This is a genomic window from Qipengyuania psychrotolerans (assembly GCF_019711355.1).
Lineage (GTDB): Bacteria > Pseudomonadota > Alphaproteobacteria > Sphingomonadales > Sphingomonadaceae > Qipengyuania > Qipengyuania psychrotolerans.
Map to the genome: position 1 here is coordinate 592,446 of NZ_CP081297.1, position 18,086 is coordinate 610,531.

At 55.1% G+C, this 18,086-nt stretch carries 16 protein-coding genes; 6 read left to right on the forward strand and 10 right to left on the reverse strand.

Features of this window, described 5'->3' with window-relative positions:
* Positions 1 to 19 precede the first annotated feature (19 nt).
* From K3166_RS02860 to K3166_RS02870, 3 genes are all read right to left on the reverse strand, one after another.
* Entirely contained in the window at positions 20 to 454 is a 435-nt protein-coding gene (locus K3166_RS02860; protein ID WP_221423196.1) for a hypothetical protein, read from the reverse strand.
* Between the two features lie 414 nt (positions 455 to 868).
* A complete protein-coding gene (locus tag K3166_RS02865) occupies positions 869 to 1,375 on the reverse strand; it encodes a helix-turn-helix domain-containing protein (protein WP_221423197.1) in 507 nt (168 codons plus the stop codon).
* A gap of 713 nt (positions 1,376 to 2,088) precedes the next feature.
* Positions 2,089 to 2,775 carry a hypothetical protein gene (locus tag K3166_RS02870; RefSeq protein ID WP_221423198.1) on the reverse strand — a complete coding sequence of 229 codons (687 nt, stop codon included), beginning with the start codon at positions 2,773 to 2,775 and terminating at the stop codon, positions 2,089 to 2,091.
* Between the two features lie 239 nt (positions 2,776 to 3,014).
* Here K3166_RS02870 and K3166_RS02875 point away from each other — a divergent pair, with 239 nt between their 5' ends.
* Positions 3,015 to 3,470 (forward strand): response regulator, encoded by a 456-nt coding sequence (locus tag K3166_RS02875; RefSeq protein ID WP_221423199.1) that lies wholly within the window; start codon positions 3,015 to 3,017, stop codon positions 3,468 to 3,470.
* A gap of 322 nt (positions 3,471 to 3,792) precedes the next feature.
* Here the strand turns inward: K3166_RS02875 and K3166_RS02880 are convergent, their stop codons facing one another.
* The 4 genes from K3166_RS02880 to K3166_RS02895 form a co-directional block, all read right to left on the reverse strand.
* A complete protein-coding gene (locus K3166_RS02880; RefSeq protein ID WP_221423200.1) occupies positions 3,793 to 6,009 on the reverse strand; it encodes a TonB-dependent receptor in 2,217 nt (738 codons plus the stop codon).
* A 143-nt stretch (positions 6,010 to 6,152) separates the two neighbouring features.
* The gene (locus tag K3166_RS02885; RefSeq protein ID WP_221423201.1) at positions 6,153 to 6,587 is read right to left on the reverse strand and encodes a CHRD domain-containing protein; all 435 of its coding nucleotides are present in this window, start codon (positions 6,585 to 6,587) and stop codon (positions 6,153 to 6,155) included.
* 217 nt (positions 6,588 to 6,804) lie between these two features.
* Positions 6,805 to 7,554 (reverse strand): anti-sigma factor, encoded by a 750-nt coding sequence (locus tag K3166_RS02890; RefSeq protein WP_221423202.1) that lies wholly within the window; start codon positions 7,552 to 7,554, stop codon positions 6,805 to 6,807.
* The gene (locus tag K3166_RS02895; protein ID WP_221423203.1) at positions 7,547 to 8,098 is read right to left on the reverse strand and encodes a sigma-70 family RNA polymerase sigma factor; all 552 of its coding nucleotides are present in this window, start codon (positions 8,096 to 8,098) and stop codon (positions 7,547 to 7,549) included. Before K3166_RS02895 ends, K3166_RS02890 begins: the two co-directional genes overlap by 8 nt.
* Before the next feature lie 773 nt (positions 8,099 to 8,871).
* Between K3166_RS02895 and K3166_RS02900 the strand changes: the two genes are divergently transcribed.
* Entirely contained in the window at positions 8,872 to 9,612 is a 741-nt protein-coding gene (locus tag K3166_RS02900) for an alpha/beta hydrolase (RefSeq protein WP_221423204.1), read from the forward strand.
* A 155-nt stretch (positions 9,613 to 9,767) separates the two neighbouring features.
* Here K3166_RS02900 and K3166_RS02905 read toward each other — a convergent pair whose 3' ends face one another.
* The 3 genes from K3166_RS02905 to K3166_RS02915 form a co-directional block, all read right to left on the reverse strand.
* Positions 9,768 to 10,508 (reverse strand): hypothetical protein, encoded by a 741-nt coding sequence (locus tag K3166_RS02905; RefSeq protein WP_221423205.1) that lies wholly within the window; start codon positions 10,506 to 10,508, stop codon positions 9,768 to 9,770.
* 198 nt (positions 10,509 to 10,706) lie between these two features.
* Positions 10,707 to 10,976 (reverse strand): hypothetical protein, encoded by a 270-nt coding sequence (locus tag K3166_RS02910; protein WP_221423206.1) that lies wholly within the window; start codon positions 10,974 to 10,976, stop codon positions 10,707 to 10,709.
* 196 nt (positions 10,977 to 11,172) lie between these two features.
* Complete coding sequence (locus tag K3166_RS02915; protein WP_221423207.1) at positions 11,173 to 12,897, reverse strand: tetratricopeptide repeat protein; 1,725 nt, start codon at positions 12,895 to 12,897, stop codon at positions 11,173 to 11,175.
* 522 nt (positions 12,898 to 13,419) lie between these two features.
* On the opposite strand from K3166_RS02915, the gene K3166_RS02920 reads away from it, so the two are divergent.
* The 4 genes from K3166_RS02920 to K3166_RS02935 all read left to right on the forward strand — a co-directional run bounded on the left by K3166_RS02920 (position 13,420) and on the right by K3166_RS02935 (position 18,077).
* Complete coding sequence (locus tag K3166_RS02920) at positions 13,420 to 13,710, forward strand: hypothetical protein (RefSeq protein ID WP_221423208.1); 291 nt, start codon at positions 13,420 to 13,422, stop codon at positions 13,708 to 13,710.
* Positions 13,707 to 14,780 (forward strand): glutamine synthetase beta-grasp domain-containing protein, encoded by a 1,074-nt coding sequence (locus K3166_RS02925; protein ID WP_221423209.1) that lies wholly within the window; start codon positions 13,707 to 13,709, stop codon positions 14,778 to 14,780. Before K3166_RS02920 ends, K3166_RS02925 begins: the two co-directional genes overlap by 4 nt.
* Positions 14,781 to 14,878: 98 nt before the next feature.
* The gene (glsA, locus tag K3166_RS02930; protein WP_221423210.1) at positions 14,879 to 16,471 is read left to right on the forward strand and encodes a glutaminase A; all 1,593 of its coding nucleotides are present in this window, start codon (positions 14,879 to 14,881) and stop codon (positions 16,469 to 16,471) included.
* Positions 16,472 to 16,490: 19 nt separating this feature from the next.
* Complete coding sequence (locus K3166_RS02935; protein ID WP_221423211.1) at positions 16,491 to 18,077, forward strand: bifunctional AfsR/SARP family transcriptional regulator/alpha/beta hydrolase; 1,587 nt, start codon at positions 16,491 to 16,493, stop codon at positions 18,075 to 18,077.
* Positions 18,078 to 18,086: the final 9 nt, after the last annotated feature.

Below are 18,086 nucleotides of genomic sequence, written 5' to 3' on the forward strand. Positions count from 1 at the left end.
AGCGGTGCCAAAAGCGTGCTCAGGAGGCGATGCGTGCGTCGCGCTCCCTTCTCGCGTGCAACACTGTACCTATTCCGGTAATTGTTATTGCTGCCCAGAATGGCCAGCGCTCCATGATCAAATAGACGGTCATTGGCAGATTGGCGTCTATCGCTCTGAAAACGTGCGCCATAATTGCGAGTAGTTGTGCCGATCCTACCCATAGAGGCCACCATCGGTTCGCACGGAGCGCGATATAAAGAATTGCCAGGAATCCAACGAGATCGAGCGACATTCTGAAAATTGGCCAGGTGACCAATCCTTCCCAGTCGCTGAACAAAAAATATTGGATTGCACTAACGACGTGCATGGAGACGAGGACCACAGCGACACGTTTTTCGGAGCTCCCACCCTTGAAATACGCAAGCGCAGCGACGAGCAACAGCAGGGTAACCTGTAGGAAATATCGGTCCATCCTGATGCTGCTCGCGCATTGCGCTTGCAAAAGCAATTAAGCCGCGTCGGAAACAAGCTCGGCGCCTGTGAACAGATCGTCAGGGCATTCCTCCGGCGTCTCAGGCCCGTTCACAACACGGGAAATGTCGATTAATTGACCGTGTGATCGACGAGCGTCGGCTTGCACCCCAACAAGTTCGCCCACCATCTTGTTAAGCCGCAGAAAGAATGCGTGAGCTTCACTATGTGGAGCGCCCCCAACTTCCTGTTGCGCAAGTGCGGCTGTATGCAAAAGTCCTGTCGTCTCGACGAAGGCTTGAGTTACAGCGCTCTCGGTTGACCTAATTTGGCGAGCGAGACGAGCAGTAGCGGCATGGCGATTCAGCATTAGGTTTTACTCCGGCTAGGTTGGACCCGCCGGGAACCGCGTATCTCAGCTCGCTAACAAGCCAATTAGAGCTTCAGCGGCAGCGACCACGAGAAGGAATGCGGCTGCGAGGATGAATGCCCCACCAATAACCAGCAGCAATTTCTTTCCCGGGCCTAGATCAATCGGCTTTATTCCCGGCCGCAGCCATTCGGCGCCGAGGTTAGGCTTCACATATTCGTCGAAAGCCAACGAATCTCGGAAAACCAACGTCTGCCCCTCTGGCTGCGCTTCAGGCTTTGACTGAATTGTAGGCAACGGCGCTAGTGGGGACGCACCACCGGTGGTTGATTGACACCTTACCCAATCGCGATACTCGCGAATGATCTGCACGCGCGACGCACCATTGAAGGCAAAGCGAACATTGTCGATCCGCTTGTCAACCGAATGATGAGAAATATCGAGTTTTCGGGCGATCTCTTTCGAGGTAAATCCCTCAGAAGCAAGGCTCAGCGCCTCATTTTGCTTCGTCGTCAGCCTCTCGAATGTGTACGCGGAGGTTTGATTTGGCATACAATTAGTTTACATTTGGCGGCGCAACTTTGCAAACGTTAACGCGATTGATCTGCGGCATTGCCGAGCTGCAAGACTTTCTGCCGAGCCGAGTCAAGATCAATGCCAGCGGCTGCGAGGCCCAAGCGATCGCAACTAGCCAATGCTTGTTCGATTAGTTGGATCAATTCAAATAACTCCTTATCGGAGGTCAAATTCGTCAAAATTCTGGATCCTTAGGTACAGCAGCGGCACGGAGCGCATATAGCGCAGCCGCACTTTAATTCCAGAGCGGGCATGGATAGCGTCAAAGGATTTCAGAATTTTTGACTATGTTAAGTGGTAGGACCGAGCGTGTGAACCCGCGAGGGGGGCCTAATAAGTGCAATTGAGCCGGCACTTCTAGAGGAAATGCACAGACGAACCCTGTGCGGGTAGTCGAATACGACAGAGGCTAAGCCAAGACCCAAAAGCAAGCGTCCGACCGAGCTGAACGATTGGTAAAATCGCATGACTTTCTCTGATCAACCCAGAGCGAAAGCTGCGCCCATCGGAGAGGTTGTGCGATTAGGCCCTAGCAATCATTCATTTTTCTAGAAGGATCGCTCGAGATGCCAATGTCCACAATCGGGTCTTTAGCCGCCCGTCCGCTCCTGGCACATCGCTAGCTCGGTGATAGTGTCGCCAGATGGGTGGAAAGCGGACATCAGCACTCGTCAGGATTAGAACGAACTTTAGCGTGTGAATTGAGCTGCATCGTTGATCTCCGCAACCGCTTCAATGGCCCCCGCTTCTGCAGCGTCTTGAGCATCTGTCACCGCTCTGCGCGAGATCCGAAAGTCCAATGAGCGGGCCAACTCAATCGCTCCCGTCCGGGCGTCCACGATGATGAAGCGCGCCAGTTCAGGTTCGTCCCAGACAATCGCACTAAAGGTATTGTCATCTATCTGTTGTGTTGTGTCGAGTGCATCGATCGCACGCGCAATCGTGAACCGATCAAGTTCGGGAAAACTCACAAACACCAAATCGAAGACTGGTCGTTCGTCACGCACTGCGGTCTTAATCAGCGCGATGCGACCAATGTCGCCGACGGCTTTTTCTTGGTAGATCAAAGCACTTGGATCGTCGGCAACGCGAGTTACCTTGCCTGTGCCCATTGACACGTAGCGCACATTACGAACGGCATCTCGGTCGTCAGGAACCTCGGATTTGTAAAAGGTTATGGTCCCTTCCGGTGTTTCAATCTCCTCGCCCGTTACGAGAGACTCTTCCGTTGGGGTTTCCCATTCTCTGTAGTCATCGAATTCTTGAACTTCCCTCCACGTATAAAAGGAAATTACCGCTGCTGCCACGACCGCCCAAGTCAAGACAATCGCTAGCGCGGCTTGATTGTAACGCCGGAGTAAACGAGCAAAGCGCATTTTGTTGCCTCGAACGGGGTTCGATGATGGTGTTCGCACGATGTTGGCGATGGCGCAATTCTTGAACCATTGCTGCCGGTTCGCTTAGACAAGAATGTCCGTAATCGGGTCGTTAGCGGCTGGTCCGCTTCTGGCACAGCGCAAGCTCGGAAAATCGGTCACGAATTGGGTGGGAAGCTGCCGTTCCGCTCGCAGTAGCGCAGTCTGGCAATTCCCGCCTTGGTGTTCAATAGCTCGATATGAAAGGCGACCATATCGCTGGATCGATCATTCGGGCCCTGGCGGCTGTGAGACAAGAGTGCTTTCGCCCAAAGTGGAGATGGCATTTGTCGCATGTTCTCATCATCGAAGACGAAGTTCTGCTCGCATTTTCGGTCGAGGAAGCGCTTCGCAACCTCGGGTATTCAACTTTCGATATCGTCAAAAGTGCCCCTGAAGCCATAGAAGCGGCTGAACAGAAATGCCCCGACCTTATTATAGCTGACCATCAGCTTATCGATGGAACAGGAGTAGGCGCTGTAAAAGCGATCTGCGCAGACAAATCGATACCCGTAGTGTTCGTTACCGGTAGCCGAACCAAGGTACGCCAACATTTGCCAGAGGCATACGTTGTCGACAAGCCGTTCAACTTTCGGCGACTTAAGAGTGCCGTGTCTCGAGCTGTCGAGAAACCGTTCCGATTTCAAAACAATTGAGGGTCCAATTTGACCGATACGCATCAGGAAGTAGCGTATCGCGATCGTACACTGACGCGCCAGCGACTGCCGCAATCGGGTCGTTAGCGGCTGGTCCCCTCCCGGCACATCGCCAGCTCCACAATTCAGTCACAAACTTGGGTTGTTACGCGACAGGCAGCTTTGCGGGCGCGAGTGCGAAAAACGGTCATTGGACGGAAGGCGAAGCAGCGGCCGTTTGCGGACGGTTCGAATTTGACGTTGCTGAGATCCCAACGAATTTTCAGAAGCGCTCTCGCGTTACGGGAAACTTCCCACAAGAATAGAAGCAAACATGCAAAAATCAGAACTTCTTGCGCAATGCGAGCTCGATCCATCGACCTGTCGGATCGCGATAGGCCTGCTGGTAAAGCAGCGGTGTGGTTCCGCTGGAATCCTGAACATCCTGTCGACTATTCGTGATGTTCCTGATTGCGAAGGTGAAGCGGGTGCCGCTCAGAAATTTTGAGTTCTGAGCAATCCGCCGACCTTCGATGAAAAATCGCAGATCTGCGGTTGATAGTGCCGAGAATCGGAAGGTTTCCATGTCGCCATCATCTGCCGCGCTTATGAAACCCGCACTTGAGTGTCTTGCGCTCGCCTCGGCTCCAATACCGCTGGCTCCGTAGCGCACCGTCAGATCGGCCTCATGACGCGATCGCCCACTTCCACCAAGGCCCAGAGCGCTTGGAGACAGTAGATCAATCGGGGCAAACCCTTGTGCAACCAGTATCTCGCTATCCAGTAATATCGCATGCGAGAACAGGATTTGCAGTCGCTGAGGGATACCGATCCTTCTTGGCGGTTCGATGCCGGAACCGGCGCTTGCCGAGTTCTCCGAATAGACCGCGCCACCAAGCGGGAAGGATAGTTCAAACGCATAGCGCAACCGTTTCTCGCTCTTCTGCGCAAAATTGAGCGGGCGTGTATCGACAGCGAGAAGACGCCCCGAGTCGTCACGTTCGAAGCGTTCGGGAAAGGCATCTAGAATGAGTGGATTAGCTGGTGGCAGCGCGGTAATTATGTTGCGGTTTCGGGTCGAAGAGAAGTCCGCAGTAAGGGCCTTTAGGCGGGAGCTTTGAGGTCTGATTTCCAATCCGAGGCGCCAATCATGATCGTCCTGTGTCAGAAGGTTCGGGGATCCACCTGTGATCGCGACAACATCGACTGTTTGGTTCGACAAGGGATCGAAGTAGCGCGTGCCGGGTGTTGAGATGACCGGTGCCGAAAGGAGCTCCGTGCTAGGCGGGGCTTTGCCTGTCGAAAGCGATCCTGAGAGTCGCAACCAAGTTGCCGGACGCCAATTCAACGAGATAATTGAGTTCGAGAAGCTCTCTATGCCGCTATAGTCGGTAAACGATGCATCGACACCAAGATCGATCGTGCCGATACCTCTCACAGGGCCGAGATCATCGTGCGTCAAGGGAATGGAGATACCGCCACTGAGCTGACGCATTGACTGGGTGAACTCATCCCCTCCCGTTTGGATGGACTCGCTTGAAAATCGACCGCGAGCCGTCAAGGTCAAAGGGCCGGCAGGCAGCTGTACCACCGGCCGTGTGATGCCCAAGTCAGCCTCGAACCGCCGTAGTAGGGTGTCAATCTTGGGCTGTGGCGATTTGGGACCGGCCAGGACATTGTCGGTCAGCGTACGTCGTCGCGTGATACCATAAGATGCGTTTGCTGTGACAAGCCATTCGTCGAATTGCCCGGTCAGCACGGCGTTGGTGCGAAATCTTTCCAGCAGAGCATCTTGCGTTAGCGCTCCGCCATTCGCGCCGATGCCCAGTTTCGAAACCGTACTACGTCGAAGGAACCGGGTGCTCACCACAGCCGTCAGGCTCGGCGAGAGAGCGTCGGAAATCGTACCCCGAAGTCGCAATTCCCGGTTTTCCGGTAAAAGCGTGCGAAAGTCACCAAGGTTCGGTGACGAGGTGTCTGCTTGAACGATGTCACGTTCGCTCTCCAGTAGTGCCCCGTTGCCACGCACTTGGATGCCCAGATTGATGCGTCGTGGCGCTTCGATATGCGTGAAGTTGAATTCGCCATCGTATTGCTCGAAACCTCCGTCGGTCGCGGATGTCAGCGTGGCGTTCGCCAAATAGATGCTTGTGGACGGCTTGAGCCTGATGTTCACCACCCTTTGGCTGGCAGTGCCCCCCACTTCTGGTGCCGATCCCGGTGGAAACAGTTCAAGCTGGTCGATCGCTTCGGCCGGGAATTCCGATATGTCTTCAAGACCGCCGACCCGTTTGCCGTCGACCAGAAACACGATGTCGTCATCGGATCCCCCGTTCCGGGAACTGATCTCGTCCACCACTTCGCCAATGCTGTCGAACCCGTAAAAGGCGATGTCTTCTTCGCTAAAAACCTCGTCGGGACGGATGTCGAGCGTTGCTCTTTCGCCGCGCACGATGATGGTCCCGAAGGGGGCGGGACTATCTCCGCTCGGCTCGGTTCCAGTCTGCGCATGAATGGTACTGCTGCAGACTAACGCAACGACGGGGGCGAGCTTACGCATGATGATTGGCTTCTTCCCGAGGACTGAAGGAATCCCGCTTCGCTGAGGTCGGCGAAGCTCGCGCGACCGATAGAGATAGAATGCGAGGGCAAAGACAGCCTGGCGACCGCCCTTGCCCTCGAATTATCGCATTTCAGGTGAGATTAGCGCCCAAGCTGACCGCGAACAGCGCCGCCCGGATATTCGGCATTGTGTACATTAACGTAATAGCTTTCCGGATTCTTGATGATGTTCTTTGCAACGTCGCGGCTAACCGAAGCACAACCCTGACTGGTTCCGCCGGAAGGTGCCGAAAGGGTAACCACAACTGGGCCGCTCGTCCCCGCCTCACCGAGGTGGATATGGGCTGCCGCTGCAGGGTCGATATCGCTTACACGGAGCGAATAGCAAACACGCTCCTGGCCCGGATTGACGCTCATCGTTGCGCTTCCGAAACCATCCGGGTCACCCGGACCGGGAACTTCGCTTTGGCCGTCGAGCGTTGCGGTAAAGGTCGCGCCGCCCGTGTGAGCCGCGCTCGCTCCGACCGCAGGTGCAAATGCAAGTGCGGCGGCGGAAAGGGCATGGATAATCTTCATGGCATTTTCTCCTCTTCGTCCCCGAAAGTCCGTCATGGCATGGGTGCTGGGGACAACTGAAGCACCAAGAGCCCACGTGTGTCGGCCTGCCACTCAACTCGGATGACGAACGCAGCTACCCCGCAACCAATGGATCGGATGCAGTATGGTTAAAGTTTTTTGAGATTAGGCGGGTAGTGGGCTTAAGGTGCTGAACTAGTGAAGAAAAATTCTTCTGTCAGACCTGATCAAGCGTGCCTGCAAGCAAGATCGGCATAGTCGGCGTTTCGTGCCGCACGCCGGTATCTTCTTCGAAAGTCACGGCCAGTGTGGAGCCGGCCACTAGCAACCGCGCCTCGGCGGGGTCGATCTCACGATCGAATGTCCCAGTCTCGGGAATCGCGCCCAACGATACCGGAGCCCCGCCCGCGGGAATAACCCACAGTTCGGGCGTCTGTCCTGCTTCAGCCTCGAGGCCTGAAATATTCAAGGCGAGACGATTGTTATCGACATCGATCCTGCCGGCTAGCTTCCGTCCGCTTTCCTCATCTTGAAGCTGCGCGATCAGCTGGTCGCCCGGTGTAGCAACCAGAGGTGGTTGGTCCGGAACCACTGTGGTGCGAGGGGTCGCGACGAAGAATACGAGACCGGCAATAGCCAATGCGACACCGCCGAAGAGCGCGGCCAGGCTCGACTGCGAGAGCCGCTTTGGGACCATGGGCGTCGGAGCGTCGTCATTCGCTGCTTCTTCTGCCTGGATCCGCGCTTCGATCCCACGCCACACGCTAGAGGACGGTACGAAGTTGCCAGCTGCTTCGCCCATGGCTCCGAGCCTCAACTCCCACCATTCGACAGCTTCCAAGAAGTCGCTATCGGCGAGGATCGCCCGTTGGGCATCCGCCAGCTCCTCTCCCTCGAGCACGCCAAGCACATATTCCCCGGCGAGAATAAAGGGATCGAGAGGAAGGATTTCTTCCGCGTCAGCCACCGAGACATCCCCTAAGCCCGGCCAGCCCGCGTTTGATCCAGCTCTTCATCGTGCCAAGTGGCACATTGACCTTCTCGGCCAATTCGGAATGCGAAAACCCTTCGAAAAACGCCATCTTGATCGATCGACGATGATCGCCGCGCAGCTCCTCAAGGCATTTTTCAAGCGCGGCGCTGTCCTCTGCAGCACAGAGCCAGTCATCTGCCGCTACGAGGTTCGTGTCGGCCACCTCGGGGAACTCGTCGTCCGGAATTTCTTGTTTGCGACCACTGCGGCGCAAGTCATTCAGCGCCGAATTGCGCGCGATGGCGCAGAGCCAGGTGATCGGACTGCCCTTGGCCGGATCGAAGCGAGCGGCGCGCCGCCAGACCTTCACATATACTTCTTGGAGAATATCTTCTGCACGTTCTCTTTGCCGCACGATACGCACGATGGTCGAGAACACCTTGCTCGACGTCATTTCATAGACGCGTTCAAGAGATTGACGGTCGCCCCTCCCGGTCGCCGCCAGTGCCTCCTTCAGTTCTGTACGACGATCAGTCAATTAACCCCCTAGGGAGGAGACTGCCCTATTTTGGCCTATTGTCAATTGGCTGTTGGTCAAACGCCACCTTCTTGATGTCCGCATTCGGGTCGTTAGCTGACGGTCCGCTTATGGCATCTCACTAGCTCGGTGAAACAGGCGCGAAGTGGGTGGATCCCGGACGCTCTTCCTTAGCTGGTGAAGCGATCGCCGCACTTGCTACACTTCGAAGTCGGGAAGAAATTCGGAATTCCCCATTTTGAAAAAATTGTCGTTCCGCAAGTAGGGCACGGAAAGCGCCTGGCTTGAACGCGCATGTAAATTGCAATCACAAGAGTTAATCCAACGAAAATCGCGTAGCTGACATCGCGCCCTACGAACGTTGGTGGACTTGCTACCGTCAAGGCAAAGACTAACAAGACGGCGGCAAGCATCTTGAGAGAAAACTTCCAAGCTTGAGCATACATTTCGAGGTCTTAGCCCTTCCATCGGCAACGAGGCGCTCTCGGGTATGCATTTGCTCGGTTGCGACCGCAATCGGGTCGTTAGCCGCGCGTCCGCTTCTGGCAGATCGGTAGCTTGTTGAAAGCGTCACAAGATGGGTGGATAGCAGAAGGTCTGGTTTCGACCAAAGAACCGTATATACCGGATATATGGTTACACGCTTTTCGCAGTCCATCGTGCGTTTAATTGCAGCCGTGTGCCTAACAGTTTCATGTCCTATCGCAGCGCAAGAAAGCGCCAGAATCGACGGATCGCTCTCTCATCTGCCTTCATTGCGCGGCGACTATTTCTTGCTTGGTTCGCAAGAAGTCGGAAGGGATTACCATATCTACATCCGTCTCCCAGAAAACTACGACGAATTGGAAGAAACCAAGTTTCCGGTCGTCTTCCTCCTCGATGGAGATTCCACCTTTCCGATGCTCGCACCGCTTCATCTGTTCATGAATTATGACGACCAAATCCCGGAAGCGATCATTGTCGGCATCGCATATGGGGGCTTCGATCCCGGCGTGAACAAGCGCCACGTGGACTTTCGCGTGATCATGGATGACGGAAGCGCAGGCGGAGCCCTACCATTCCTTGCGATGCTCGAAAATGAACTGATCCCGCAGATCGACGCGCGTTACCGAACCGAACCGACGCGACGGATTCTCTTCGGGCAAAGCCGGGGTGGCAGTGCCGTTTTGCAGGCCGCCTATCTCAAGCCCGGCCTGTTCTGGGGGCATGTCGCGAGCAATCCTGGACGCGAGCCGGACACCCGGCTCCTGTTCGGCATGGATCGCGAGGTCGATGCGAAGGACAAGGATGGATATCTGATCGTTGCCTCCGGCTCCGATGATCGAGATTATCTTCGCGGTACCGCTCTTGAATGGAGAGATACCATCGCTTCCCGAGATGACCTGCCGTGGGATACGAGATTTATCGACATCGAAGGCGGGACGCACGCTGCCAATCTTGGGGATGCTTATAGGTCAGCTTGGCGAATCATGTTTTCGGACCGCCCAGCGAAAGTTACGGAGACTCAGCCATAGAAGATTGAAAGGGCCCGCTTCAGTGATGATCGAAGCTTTTTCTATCGTCGGCTATCGGGTCGTTAGCGGACAGTCCGCTCCTGGCACTTCGCTATCTCGGTGAAATTGTCGTCAGATGGGTGGAAAACGGACATGCACAGTCGCGAGAATTGCGGTCAGTGCTGCATCCTCTCCTCCGAAATCAATTCGATTATGCGACGGGTGATATTCGAAAGAGTTTCGATGCTCGCTTTGTCCTGAAGAAAGCAAATTTGTCTCGCTACAAGTAGTCCGTCAAATTCCCTGCCTAATGCACTACGGTCGATCGGAAAACCGCTCGGGGCGATATAGTTCGCCCCTCCAGGTGCACTTCGCGAAATCGAGCCGACTGGGAAATTTTCGATAATATAGGGGTTGAGCAAATTATCTCTGGAATTCAGGCAATCACTTTGAGCACGGTTGGCATCGGAAAAGACCTCTTCCCACCTTTCTATTTGATCAATCAGCGCAGGTGTCGCTGTCCGTGTGAAAATTGCTGATGACTGGAGCATCTCAAGTGCGCCTCGTCTAAGATTTAGTGAGTAAACAGGGACAGCGTTCCAGATCAGCGGATTGAGCTCGCTTTCCGATATCCGGGCGCTGTCTTCAGCCAGCATTGCTCGTAACGCCGCCAATTGTTCGCCTTGGGTATTGAGGGTGGCGTCTACAGTCGCCAATCGATCCAGGTTCTCCCGCATCTCTAATTGGGTCGCCGCCAGTTTGCTGTCGAGCCTGTCGAATTCCAACCGCCTTTCATTCCACGCAGTTATCTGGAATGCCAATAGCACGCCTACAACCACGATTATGAAGTCTACGCCGATGGCGAACCAGTTCTGCTGCTTTATGTGTTCTGTAACACGACGCAAGCGCATACTCATTTGGATGACCTCCCCTTGCGCAAGTCATGCAGTAAAGCTTTTGGCTTGGCAAATCAGAGCGTTCGTCCATGGCCTAATAGCGCCCCCATCTCATTTTAATGGGTGGTCTGCCCTTGGGTCGTTAGCGGCTGGTCCGCTTCTGGCACATGCCTAGCGCGGTGAAAGCGTCGTCAGATGGGTGGTTAGGAGACGCTCCTGCTAACGACTGAAGGCTACAGTTTCACTGGTAGCGAAAGGTGGCTGCGAGACCGCCGCAAACCAGTCTTCTCGAAAGTCCGGCAGGTTCTCCAAATGGGCGAGCAGTAAGTCCCAGCCGATAAGCTCCTCATGGAAACTCCACACCTCGTTAGCAATCACCACATCACAGCAAATAAGATCGGTCGTCACTTCATCGCGCTTGTAGAATGTGACTTTGTCGACCTCCATAAGCGGAATTTGAGCGAGAACGTCAGCATCGATGCGGGTCATGTGGGAGCCTTTGCCTTCGGATTGCGATTGCCACAATCGGGTCGTCAGCCGCCCGTCCGCTCCTGGCACATCGCTAGAGCGGTGAAACTGGCGCCAGATGGGTGGAAAGCGGACGTTCGATTGCGCCCCTGGAAAGCCTCTTCATGAGCAAGGTGAAGCCGCACAGAAGAGCAGAGTAAGCAGATATTACCAACGACTAAAAGCGCGAGCGCGTAAGTTCGATATCTGCCTTGGACCAGACGATACGGAAGTTCTTCGTAATTTCGTCCGTCGGTTTATTTTGCGCTTCGAGTGAAGCGATAAGGCCCGCCATTGACCATCCGTTGCGTGGGTAGTCTTCTAAGTCTTCGCGATAAACCTTTTCAGCGTCCTCCGGCCTGTCAATTTCTAGAAGCGCTTGGCCGAGTGACTGCCGAGTTGGATAATACCAGAAAGGCGGCTCCATGTATGGAAGCTCGTCCTGCAGCGATACCGCATGTTCAAAAGCGGATATCGCCTTATCTTGGCTGCCACTGGCTAGGGCTATTTCACCTTCTAGAAGGTTATTTGCGATGTTTAGCAATGTCGACGCGGGATAGTCCGCACCGTCGAGGAACCGTATTTGGACGGTGTCCTTCAATTTAGTGAGCCTCGAAAGCTCAGCCTCTGCTCCCGAAAGGTTCCCCTTGTGAACCATGGCTATGCCGCGGGCGTAGCTCAATATGGCGGTCGAGTAATCACGCGGCGTCGGCGGTTCGGATAACGAGAGAATATCGTCCCATTTCCCGAACTGCACCAAGGTTAGCAAGGGGATGGTCTTGAAAAACTCGACAGTCGCGAACTGCTCAATCTGCTCCATATGCACGTTTGTAGCCAGCTTCCGTGCCGCATCGAGTGCCATGGTGCTTTGGCCAGACATACTGCTGGCGGCCCATAAGAAATGGATGTTGTGGGGATAGTATGCCGCCGGGTAGAACCCCTGCGCATTGCAGGCCGCAATGTAATCCTCATCCACAGCAGCCGCTTTGATATTCGCTTTCGCGGCGTCATCGTAACGTCCGATCCGCCAATAAATGTGCGAGGGCATATGAACGAGATGACCCGATCCCGGAACCAGCGTCAGCAAGCGGTCTGCTTCGTCTTCGGCCACTCCGGGTGCAGCTGATGCCTCAACTGCGTGAATGTAGAGGTGCAAAGCTAGGGGGTGGTTGGGGCTGCGCTCGAGAATCCGCTCAAGAGATGCGATGATTTTGCGCGTATCGTCCTTCGGCGCTCCTTGATCGGACCAGTAGTCCCACGGCATCAGGTTCATTAGTGATTCTGCGTAGATCGCAGCGGCATCATCGTCTTCGGGAAACAGCGCAACATAGCGTCCCATCGCATCCGCATAGGCTTGGTCGAGCGGGTAGCGTTCAGTGCTCGGGTCGCCGTTGTAACGTGCGGCTTGGGCTTCGATCAGTCTCGCCTCTCCAGCGCTAGCCCCCATACGCAAATCCATCGCCTTGCTGATGGCAGCATGCGCGGCCAAGCGTTGCTCATCGCTCATCACGGCTCGGCCTTTGGAAGTAACGTTAATGTTGGGCCCGGTTGCTAATGCTTCACCCCAGAAACACATTGCACAGGATGGATCCAGACGTTGCGCAGCGCGGAACGAGCGGATTGCCTCGGCATGATTGAAGCCGAAAGTGAGAACCATGCCTTGGTTGAAATAGCGTTGAGCCAACGTTTCCGTCGTCGTTATCGGACGATGATACTCTCCCATCCCATCGAAGAGGGGCGCTCCGCTATCTTGAGCGACCTTGATCCGATTTGCGGTGTCGACTGCATCAATCGATGTAGAGATCAAATCTTCGTCTGGAACGCCTGATGAGGCGCAGCCTGAGAGCGCGATCGCAACAAGGCCTGTTGTAAAGGTTAGAGTAAACCGGGCGTCGAGCATCATATTCTCCAAAGAATACGGACAGGGTTGAACGACTCCGAGGACGGAACATTAGCATCGAAAATACCGCGTTCGCAAATTTGGGTCGCGCCACGGTCAGATGATCTGCTCACCGAAGACCATGAGGAATGTCTGCAATCGGGTCGTTAGCTGCCGGTCCGCTCTTAGCGCACCGCTAGTTCGGCAAATCAGGCACGAATTGGGTGGAATCCGGTTCGTCTGCTGTTGGGCAGTCAGGCGAAAGAAGCGGACATCTATTGGGTCGGATTAGCGCGGGAGCTTAGCGCTCTAATGCCGGTCATTTGAATTGGAACGCAAGATTTTCGCGGATGCTGATGGTTTGGTGTAGCGTTCCTATTCTGCGAGAAGTTAAGGCAATCGCACGTGACCGACCGGTTCTTGATGTTCAATATCGAGAATTAAACGGGAGGCCGCCGATTTGGCGTCAAATACAACGCTCCATGCCACTGCGGTTTCAACGATAGCATCCTAGACAATTCCTATTGGAAACACGGGAATTGAACAATGACTATCAAACTGGACAAGGTTGTGTCCGCCCTTGCCGCGCTGATGATCAGCACCGCCTCACTTGTGGTGGTCACTGACGCGCAGGCGAGAGAGCGTGAAGATTATGACCTAAGCGATAAGGCTCGGTGCATGGCCCGTACTTACGGTCCGTCGCACCATCCGCTGCGCAAACGGCGCAGCATTGAATGCAGTGGTGATGAAATCCTCGAGGAAGGCACAAAGACGGTAAGCCCTCCCTGTGCCGACTTCGTCCCGACACAGAAAAACCCAAAAGGATTAAGACTATGAGTCTAGCAGAATATATCTGGCTGGACGGCAATCGCCCCACCCAAGGACTCCGTGCCAAGACGCGCTTTGTGAACATCAAGAACCAAGATGCGTGTCCTGAAAACTTTCCGGAATGGAGCTTCGATGGCTCGTCAACCCTGCAAGCCGAAGGTTCCGATTCAGACTGCGGACTGAAGCCGGTATGTGTGGTTGCCGACCCCATCCGCGGCGCCGACAATTTTCTCGTGCTGTGCGAAGTGCAAAATGCCGACGGAAGCAATCATGCTAGCAACTCTCGGGCAAGCCTGCGAGCAGTCCTAGCCGCAGGCGGCGAAGAGCGGAATGCGTGGATCGGATTCGAACAGGAATACACCCTCTATCAAGGTGGACGCCCGCTGGGCTTCCCGGCGACCGGCTATCCCGAACCGCAGGGCCCCTATTATTGCAGCATCGGTGCTGACCGCGCATTCGGTCGGATGATCGCTGATGAACATGCGCAGCTCTGCCTTGATGCTGGTCTTCTATACTATGGCCTCAATGCCGAAGTGATGCCGGGTCAATGGGAATTCCAGATCGGCTATCGTGGGTTTGAAGGTGACGACCCAGGCCTGCTGAATGCAGCTGATCACATGTGGATCGCCCGCTACCTTCTCGATCGCGTTGCCGAAAAACATGGCGTTCTCGTTTCTTACGATAACAAGCCCATGAAGGGTGACTGGAACGGCGCCGGAATGCACACCAACTTCTCATGTTCGAGAACTCGAGCTGTTGGCGGTCTGGATGCGATCTACGAGGCTGTCCGCCGGCTCGCCCACAAGCACGACCAGCACATCGCAGTCTATGGCGACCGACTTGAGGAACGGCTCACGGGTGCGCATGAAACCTGTTCGATAAGTGAGTTCAAGGCAGGCGGGGCAGATCGCGGGGCTTCCATCCGCATTCCACTGGGTGTGGAGCGGGCGGGGTTCGGCTATTTCGAAGACCGCCGTCCTGGCGCAAATGCCTGTCCTTACCGGGTGGCAGCCCGCATCGCTTCTACGGTGTTCGGCATTGAAATCGAAGACCATTCAAAGATGGCGCTAGTCGCCTGACCTCGACACCAGTCCTCTAGACACCCCAGACACGTCGAGGTCGCGACCGGGTGTGCAGCGTCCCGCACATCCGGTCGCACCCCCCAGGGAGAAAATACATGGTTACGCTCAAGAGCATTCCTGCGGATTCAAAGGCATTTGCAGCTGAACACCTTATCAAATCGTTGAAGAGTGAACACACACAAGCGGTATCCAATGCCATGTTGATCCGCGCACTTGAGGAAATGGGGCTCCAGCGGGCCGATCCGCGCCTTTCCTCGCTTTTCGCAAAACTCGACGACATGCCAGAAAGCGGGACGCTCGACGAAGACGGGCTGCGCTACTTGCTGGGTGAAGTTGAGGCTTCCCTAGTAGGTCGTGCACTGTCGGGCTCGCTCGTCATTCCTGCATTCGATGAGTTCAGGGACCAACTCGACACAATATTTGATGCCTGCCGCGACGAAGCCAGCGGATCCGTGGCAAGCTACATCCCGCAGCTAGCGAGGGTAGACCCCGAGAAGTTTGCAATGGCCGTATGCACTATCGATGGCCAACGCCATTCGGTGGGGGACGATCATGATAGTTTCTGCGTGCAATCGACCTGCAAGCCTGTGAACTATGCGATCGCACATGGTCTCTCCAGCGCGGACTCGATCCATAGCCATGTCGGTCGCGAACCATCCGGACGTTCGTTCAACGAACTTACCTTAAACCCTGCCGGCTTGCCCCACAATCCGATGATCAATGCCGGCGCCATCATGGCCAGTTCGCTGATCAAGCCGGAGGAAAGCTTGGCCGATCGGTTCGACTTCGTGATGTCGAAATGGCGCGAGCTAGGCGGTGGTGCAGAACCGGGTTTCGACAATACGGTTTTCCTCTCGGAAAAAGCGACAGCTGACCGGAATTTCGCATTGGCCTATTTTATGCGAGAGAACGGCGCATTCCCTCCCAATACGAACTTGATGGAAACACTCGATTTCTATTTCCAGTGCTGCTCGATACGGATCGACGTTAGGCATATGGCGATCATTGCTGCCACGCTGGCAAATGGCGGTGTATGTCCAACAACGAGCCAGCGTGTGCTCGATGCCGAGTCAGTTCGGAACTGCCTCTCTCTGATGTATTCCTGCGGGATGTACGATTATTCCGGTGAATTCGCATTCACAGTCGGTATTCCCGCGAAGTCGGGCGTTTCGGGAGCCCTCATGTTGGTTGTTCCCGGCGTCTGCGGCTTTGCAATCTGGAGTCCGCGACTGGATCGATGCGGAAACAGCGTGCGTGGTGTACGGTTCGCCCAAGAACTTTCTAAGAAATACTCATTCCATAGTTATGCAACCATGGTCCAAGGGCAGGGACTCATCGACCCGACCAAGTCACAGGTCGAGCGCGCAGCGGAAGTGGCAAGCTCGCTTTGTTCGGCTGCTTCGGTCGGCGATCTGAGCGAATTGAGACGATTGGTTGCCAGCGGGGCGGACATCCTGCAAGCGGACTACGACGGAAGAACGGCCCTTCACCTCGCTGCATCCGAAGGTCGTATTGGTGTTGTGCATTTTCTCCTGTCGATTGGGGCTAATGCAAAGCAGAAAGACCGCTGGGGCAATACAGCCCTCGCCGATGCAAAGCGTGAGGGTAAGGCAGATGTGGTGGAGATACTCTCCGCCATAGAGGCAGCCGAACCTATCAAACCCAAGCTGCGCCAAAGAGCCGCTTGAAGGTTGAAGGGGTAGCGAAATGCTTCAGATTGATCTCCTTGGCTCAGTTTCCGTGAGCGAATATGAAAAGAGCATTGCGCTTCCTGCATCACGCAAGACGAGGGCGCTCATCGCATTTCTGGCTATCGAGACAGGTCCACATACCCGCTCGGCGCTATGCGATATGTTCTGGGAAATACCTGATGATCCGCGAGCATCTCTCCGCTGGTCGCTCAGCAAGCTGCGCACCGTCCTAAATTCGGATGGTCACGAGAGGCTCTTGGCTGATCGACAAAGTGTGCATCTCGAACTGAAAGATGCCGCGGTTGACTATTTGTCAGTTCGAGAGGCCATTCGAAATCCCGCTGGAGGTATCGATGATCTGATAAAGGCATGGGACATGTCCGGCAGCGAATTGCTGGAAGACTGCGAACTCTCGAACCAAGCGGATTTCATGATCTGGCTTGGTCAGCAGCGCAACGAGCTCTCGAGAATGCGATTTGAAATTGCCAAGCGTGTGGCATTGGCAGACCAGCTTTCGACTACAGATCGGGACAGGTGGGCCGAACGCTGGCTGAACGAGGCCCCGTTTGATTACGAGGCGGCTGAAAATGCAGTTGCTTCCAAACGTGCAATCGGGATGGAAGCCCAAGCTGTACAACTCACTGCAGACCTCCAGCGAAGTTTCCGCGAAGCAGGGTTGCCTACACCGGGTTTTTCCAGAGAGAGCCTGTCCGCGCCGGGACCCGCACCGACCGTCGGGCTGGCAATGAAGGCTGCAGCGCCGCGGCAATCTATTCGCTTTGTGCAGGCAAAGGATAGAACCTCCATTGCATGGGCAAGTGTAGGCGGAAGGGATAATCCTCCGCTTATCAAGGCCGCGAACTGGCTAAATCATCTGGAATTGGACTGGGAGGCACCGATCTGGAGTCCACTTTTTCGGGAGCTGGCGAAATCCTTTCATCTCGTTCGTTATGACGAGCGTGGTTGTGGTCTATCCGATTGGGAAGTCCCCGAAATCGATTTCGAGAGCTTCGTCGATGACCTAAAGCTGGTTGCCGATGCTTCAGGCTTGGAAACATTTCCTCTGCTCGGCATCAGTCAGGGCGCTGCGGTGTCCATTGAATTCGCAGCGCGCTATCCTGAGCGGGTTAGCAAGCTGATCCTCTTCGGTGGCTATCCGTGCGGTTGGCGGCACACCGCGAAAGAAGAGGAAGTGCGCGAACGCGAAGCCGTGATGGTGCTCACTGAAACGGGTTGGGGACGCGACAATCCCGTCTATCGTCACATGTTCTCGCAAACTTTCATGCCGGATGCGACAGTCGATGAATTGGCGTGGTTCGACGAATTTCAACGCTTGACGACTTCACCAGAGAATGCGGTGAGGTTTCTAGAAGCCTTTTCCACACTCGACGTTAGACATAGCCTAGCGAAGGTTAAGTGTCCGACACTGGTCGTTCATTCTCAACGGGATCAACGTATCCCTCTTGCTGTCGGTGTAAATATGGCTTCGCAGATACCCCATGCTCGCTTCTTGAGCGTCAACAGCAATAACCACCTGCTCTTGGGTAGAGAACTTGCCTCGACGCAATTCGTTCGGGAGGTCGCGGATTTCCTGCTGGATTAGATATCCGCC

Excerpts from the sequence above, each read along its gene's own strand:
- K3166_RS02860 (WP_221423196.1), bottom strand. The coding sequence starts at position 454 with ATGGACCGATATTTCCTACAGGTTACCCTGCTGTTGCTCGTCGCTGCG.
- K3166_RS02865 (WP_221423197.1), bottom strand. The coding sequence starts at position 1,375 with ATGCCAAATCAAACCTCCGCGTACACATTCGAGAGGCTGACGACGAAG.
- K3166_RS02870 (WP_221423198.1), bottom strand. The coding sequence starts at position 2,775 with ATGCGCTTTGCTCGTTTACTCCGGCGTTACAATCAAGCCGCGCTAGCG.
- K3166_RS02875 (WP_221423199.1), top strand. The coding sequence starts at position 3,015 with ATGAAAGGCGACCATATCGCTGGATCGATCATTCGGGCCCTGGCGGCT.
- K3166_RS02880 (WP_221423200.1), bottom strand. The coding sequence starts at position 6,009 with ATGCGTAAGCTCGCCCCCGTCGTTGCGTTAGTCTGCAGCAGTACCATT.
- K3166_RS02885 (WP_221423201.1), bottom strand. The coding sequence starts at position 6,587 with ATGAAGATTATCCATGCCCTTTCCGCCGCCGCACTTGCATTTGCACCT.
- K3166_RS02905 (WP_221423205.1), bottom strand. The coding sequence starts at position 10,508 with ATGAGTATGCGCTTGCGTCGTGTTACAGAACACATAAAGCAGCAGAAC.
- K3166_RS02910 (WP_221423206.1), bottom strand. The coding sequence starts at position 10,976 with ATGACCCGCATCGATGCTGACGTTCTCGCTCAAATTCCGCTTATGGAG.
- K3166_RS02915 (WP_221423207.1), bottom strand. The coding sequence starts at position 12,897 with ATGATGCTCGACGCCCGGTTTACTCTAACCTTTACAACAGGCCTTGTT.
- K3166_RS02920 (WP_221423208.1), top strand. The coding sequence starts at position 13,420 with ATGACTATCAAACTGGACAAGGTTGTGTCCGCCCTTGCCGCGCTGATG.
- K3166_RS02925 (WP_221423209.1), top strand. The coding sequence starts at position 13,707 with ATGAGTCTAGCAGAATATATCTGGCTGGACGGCAATCGCCCCACCCAA.
- glsA (WP_221423210.1), top strand. The coding sequence starts at position 14,879 with ATGGTTACGCTCAAGAGCATTCCTGCGGATTCAAAGGCATTTGCAGCT.
- K3166_RS02935 (WP_221423211.1), top strand. The coding sequence starts at position 16,491 with ATGCTTCAGATTGATCTCCTTGGCTCAGTTTCCGTGAGCGAATATGAA.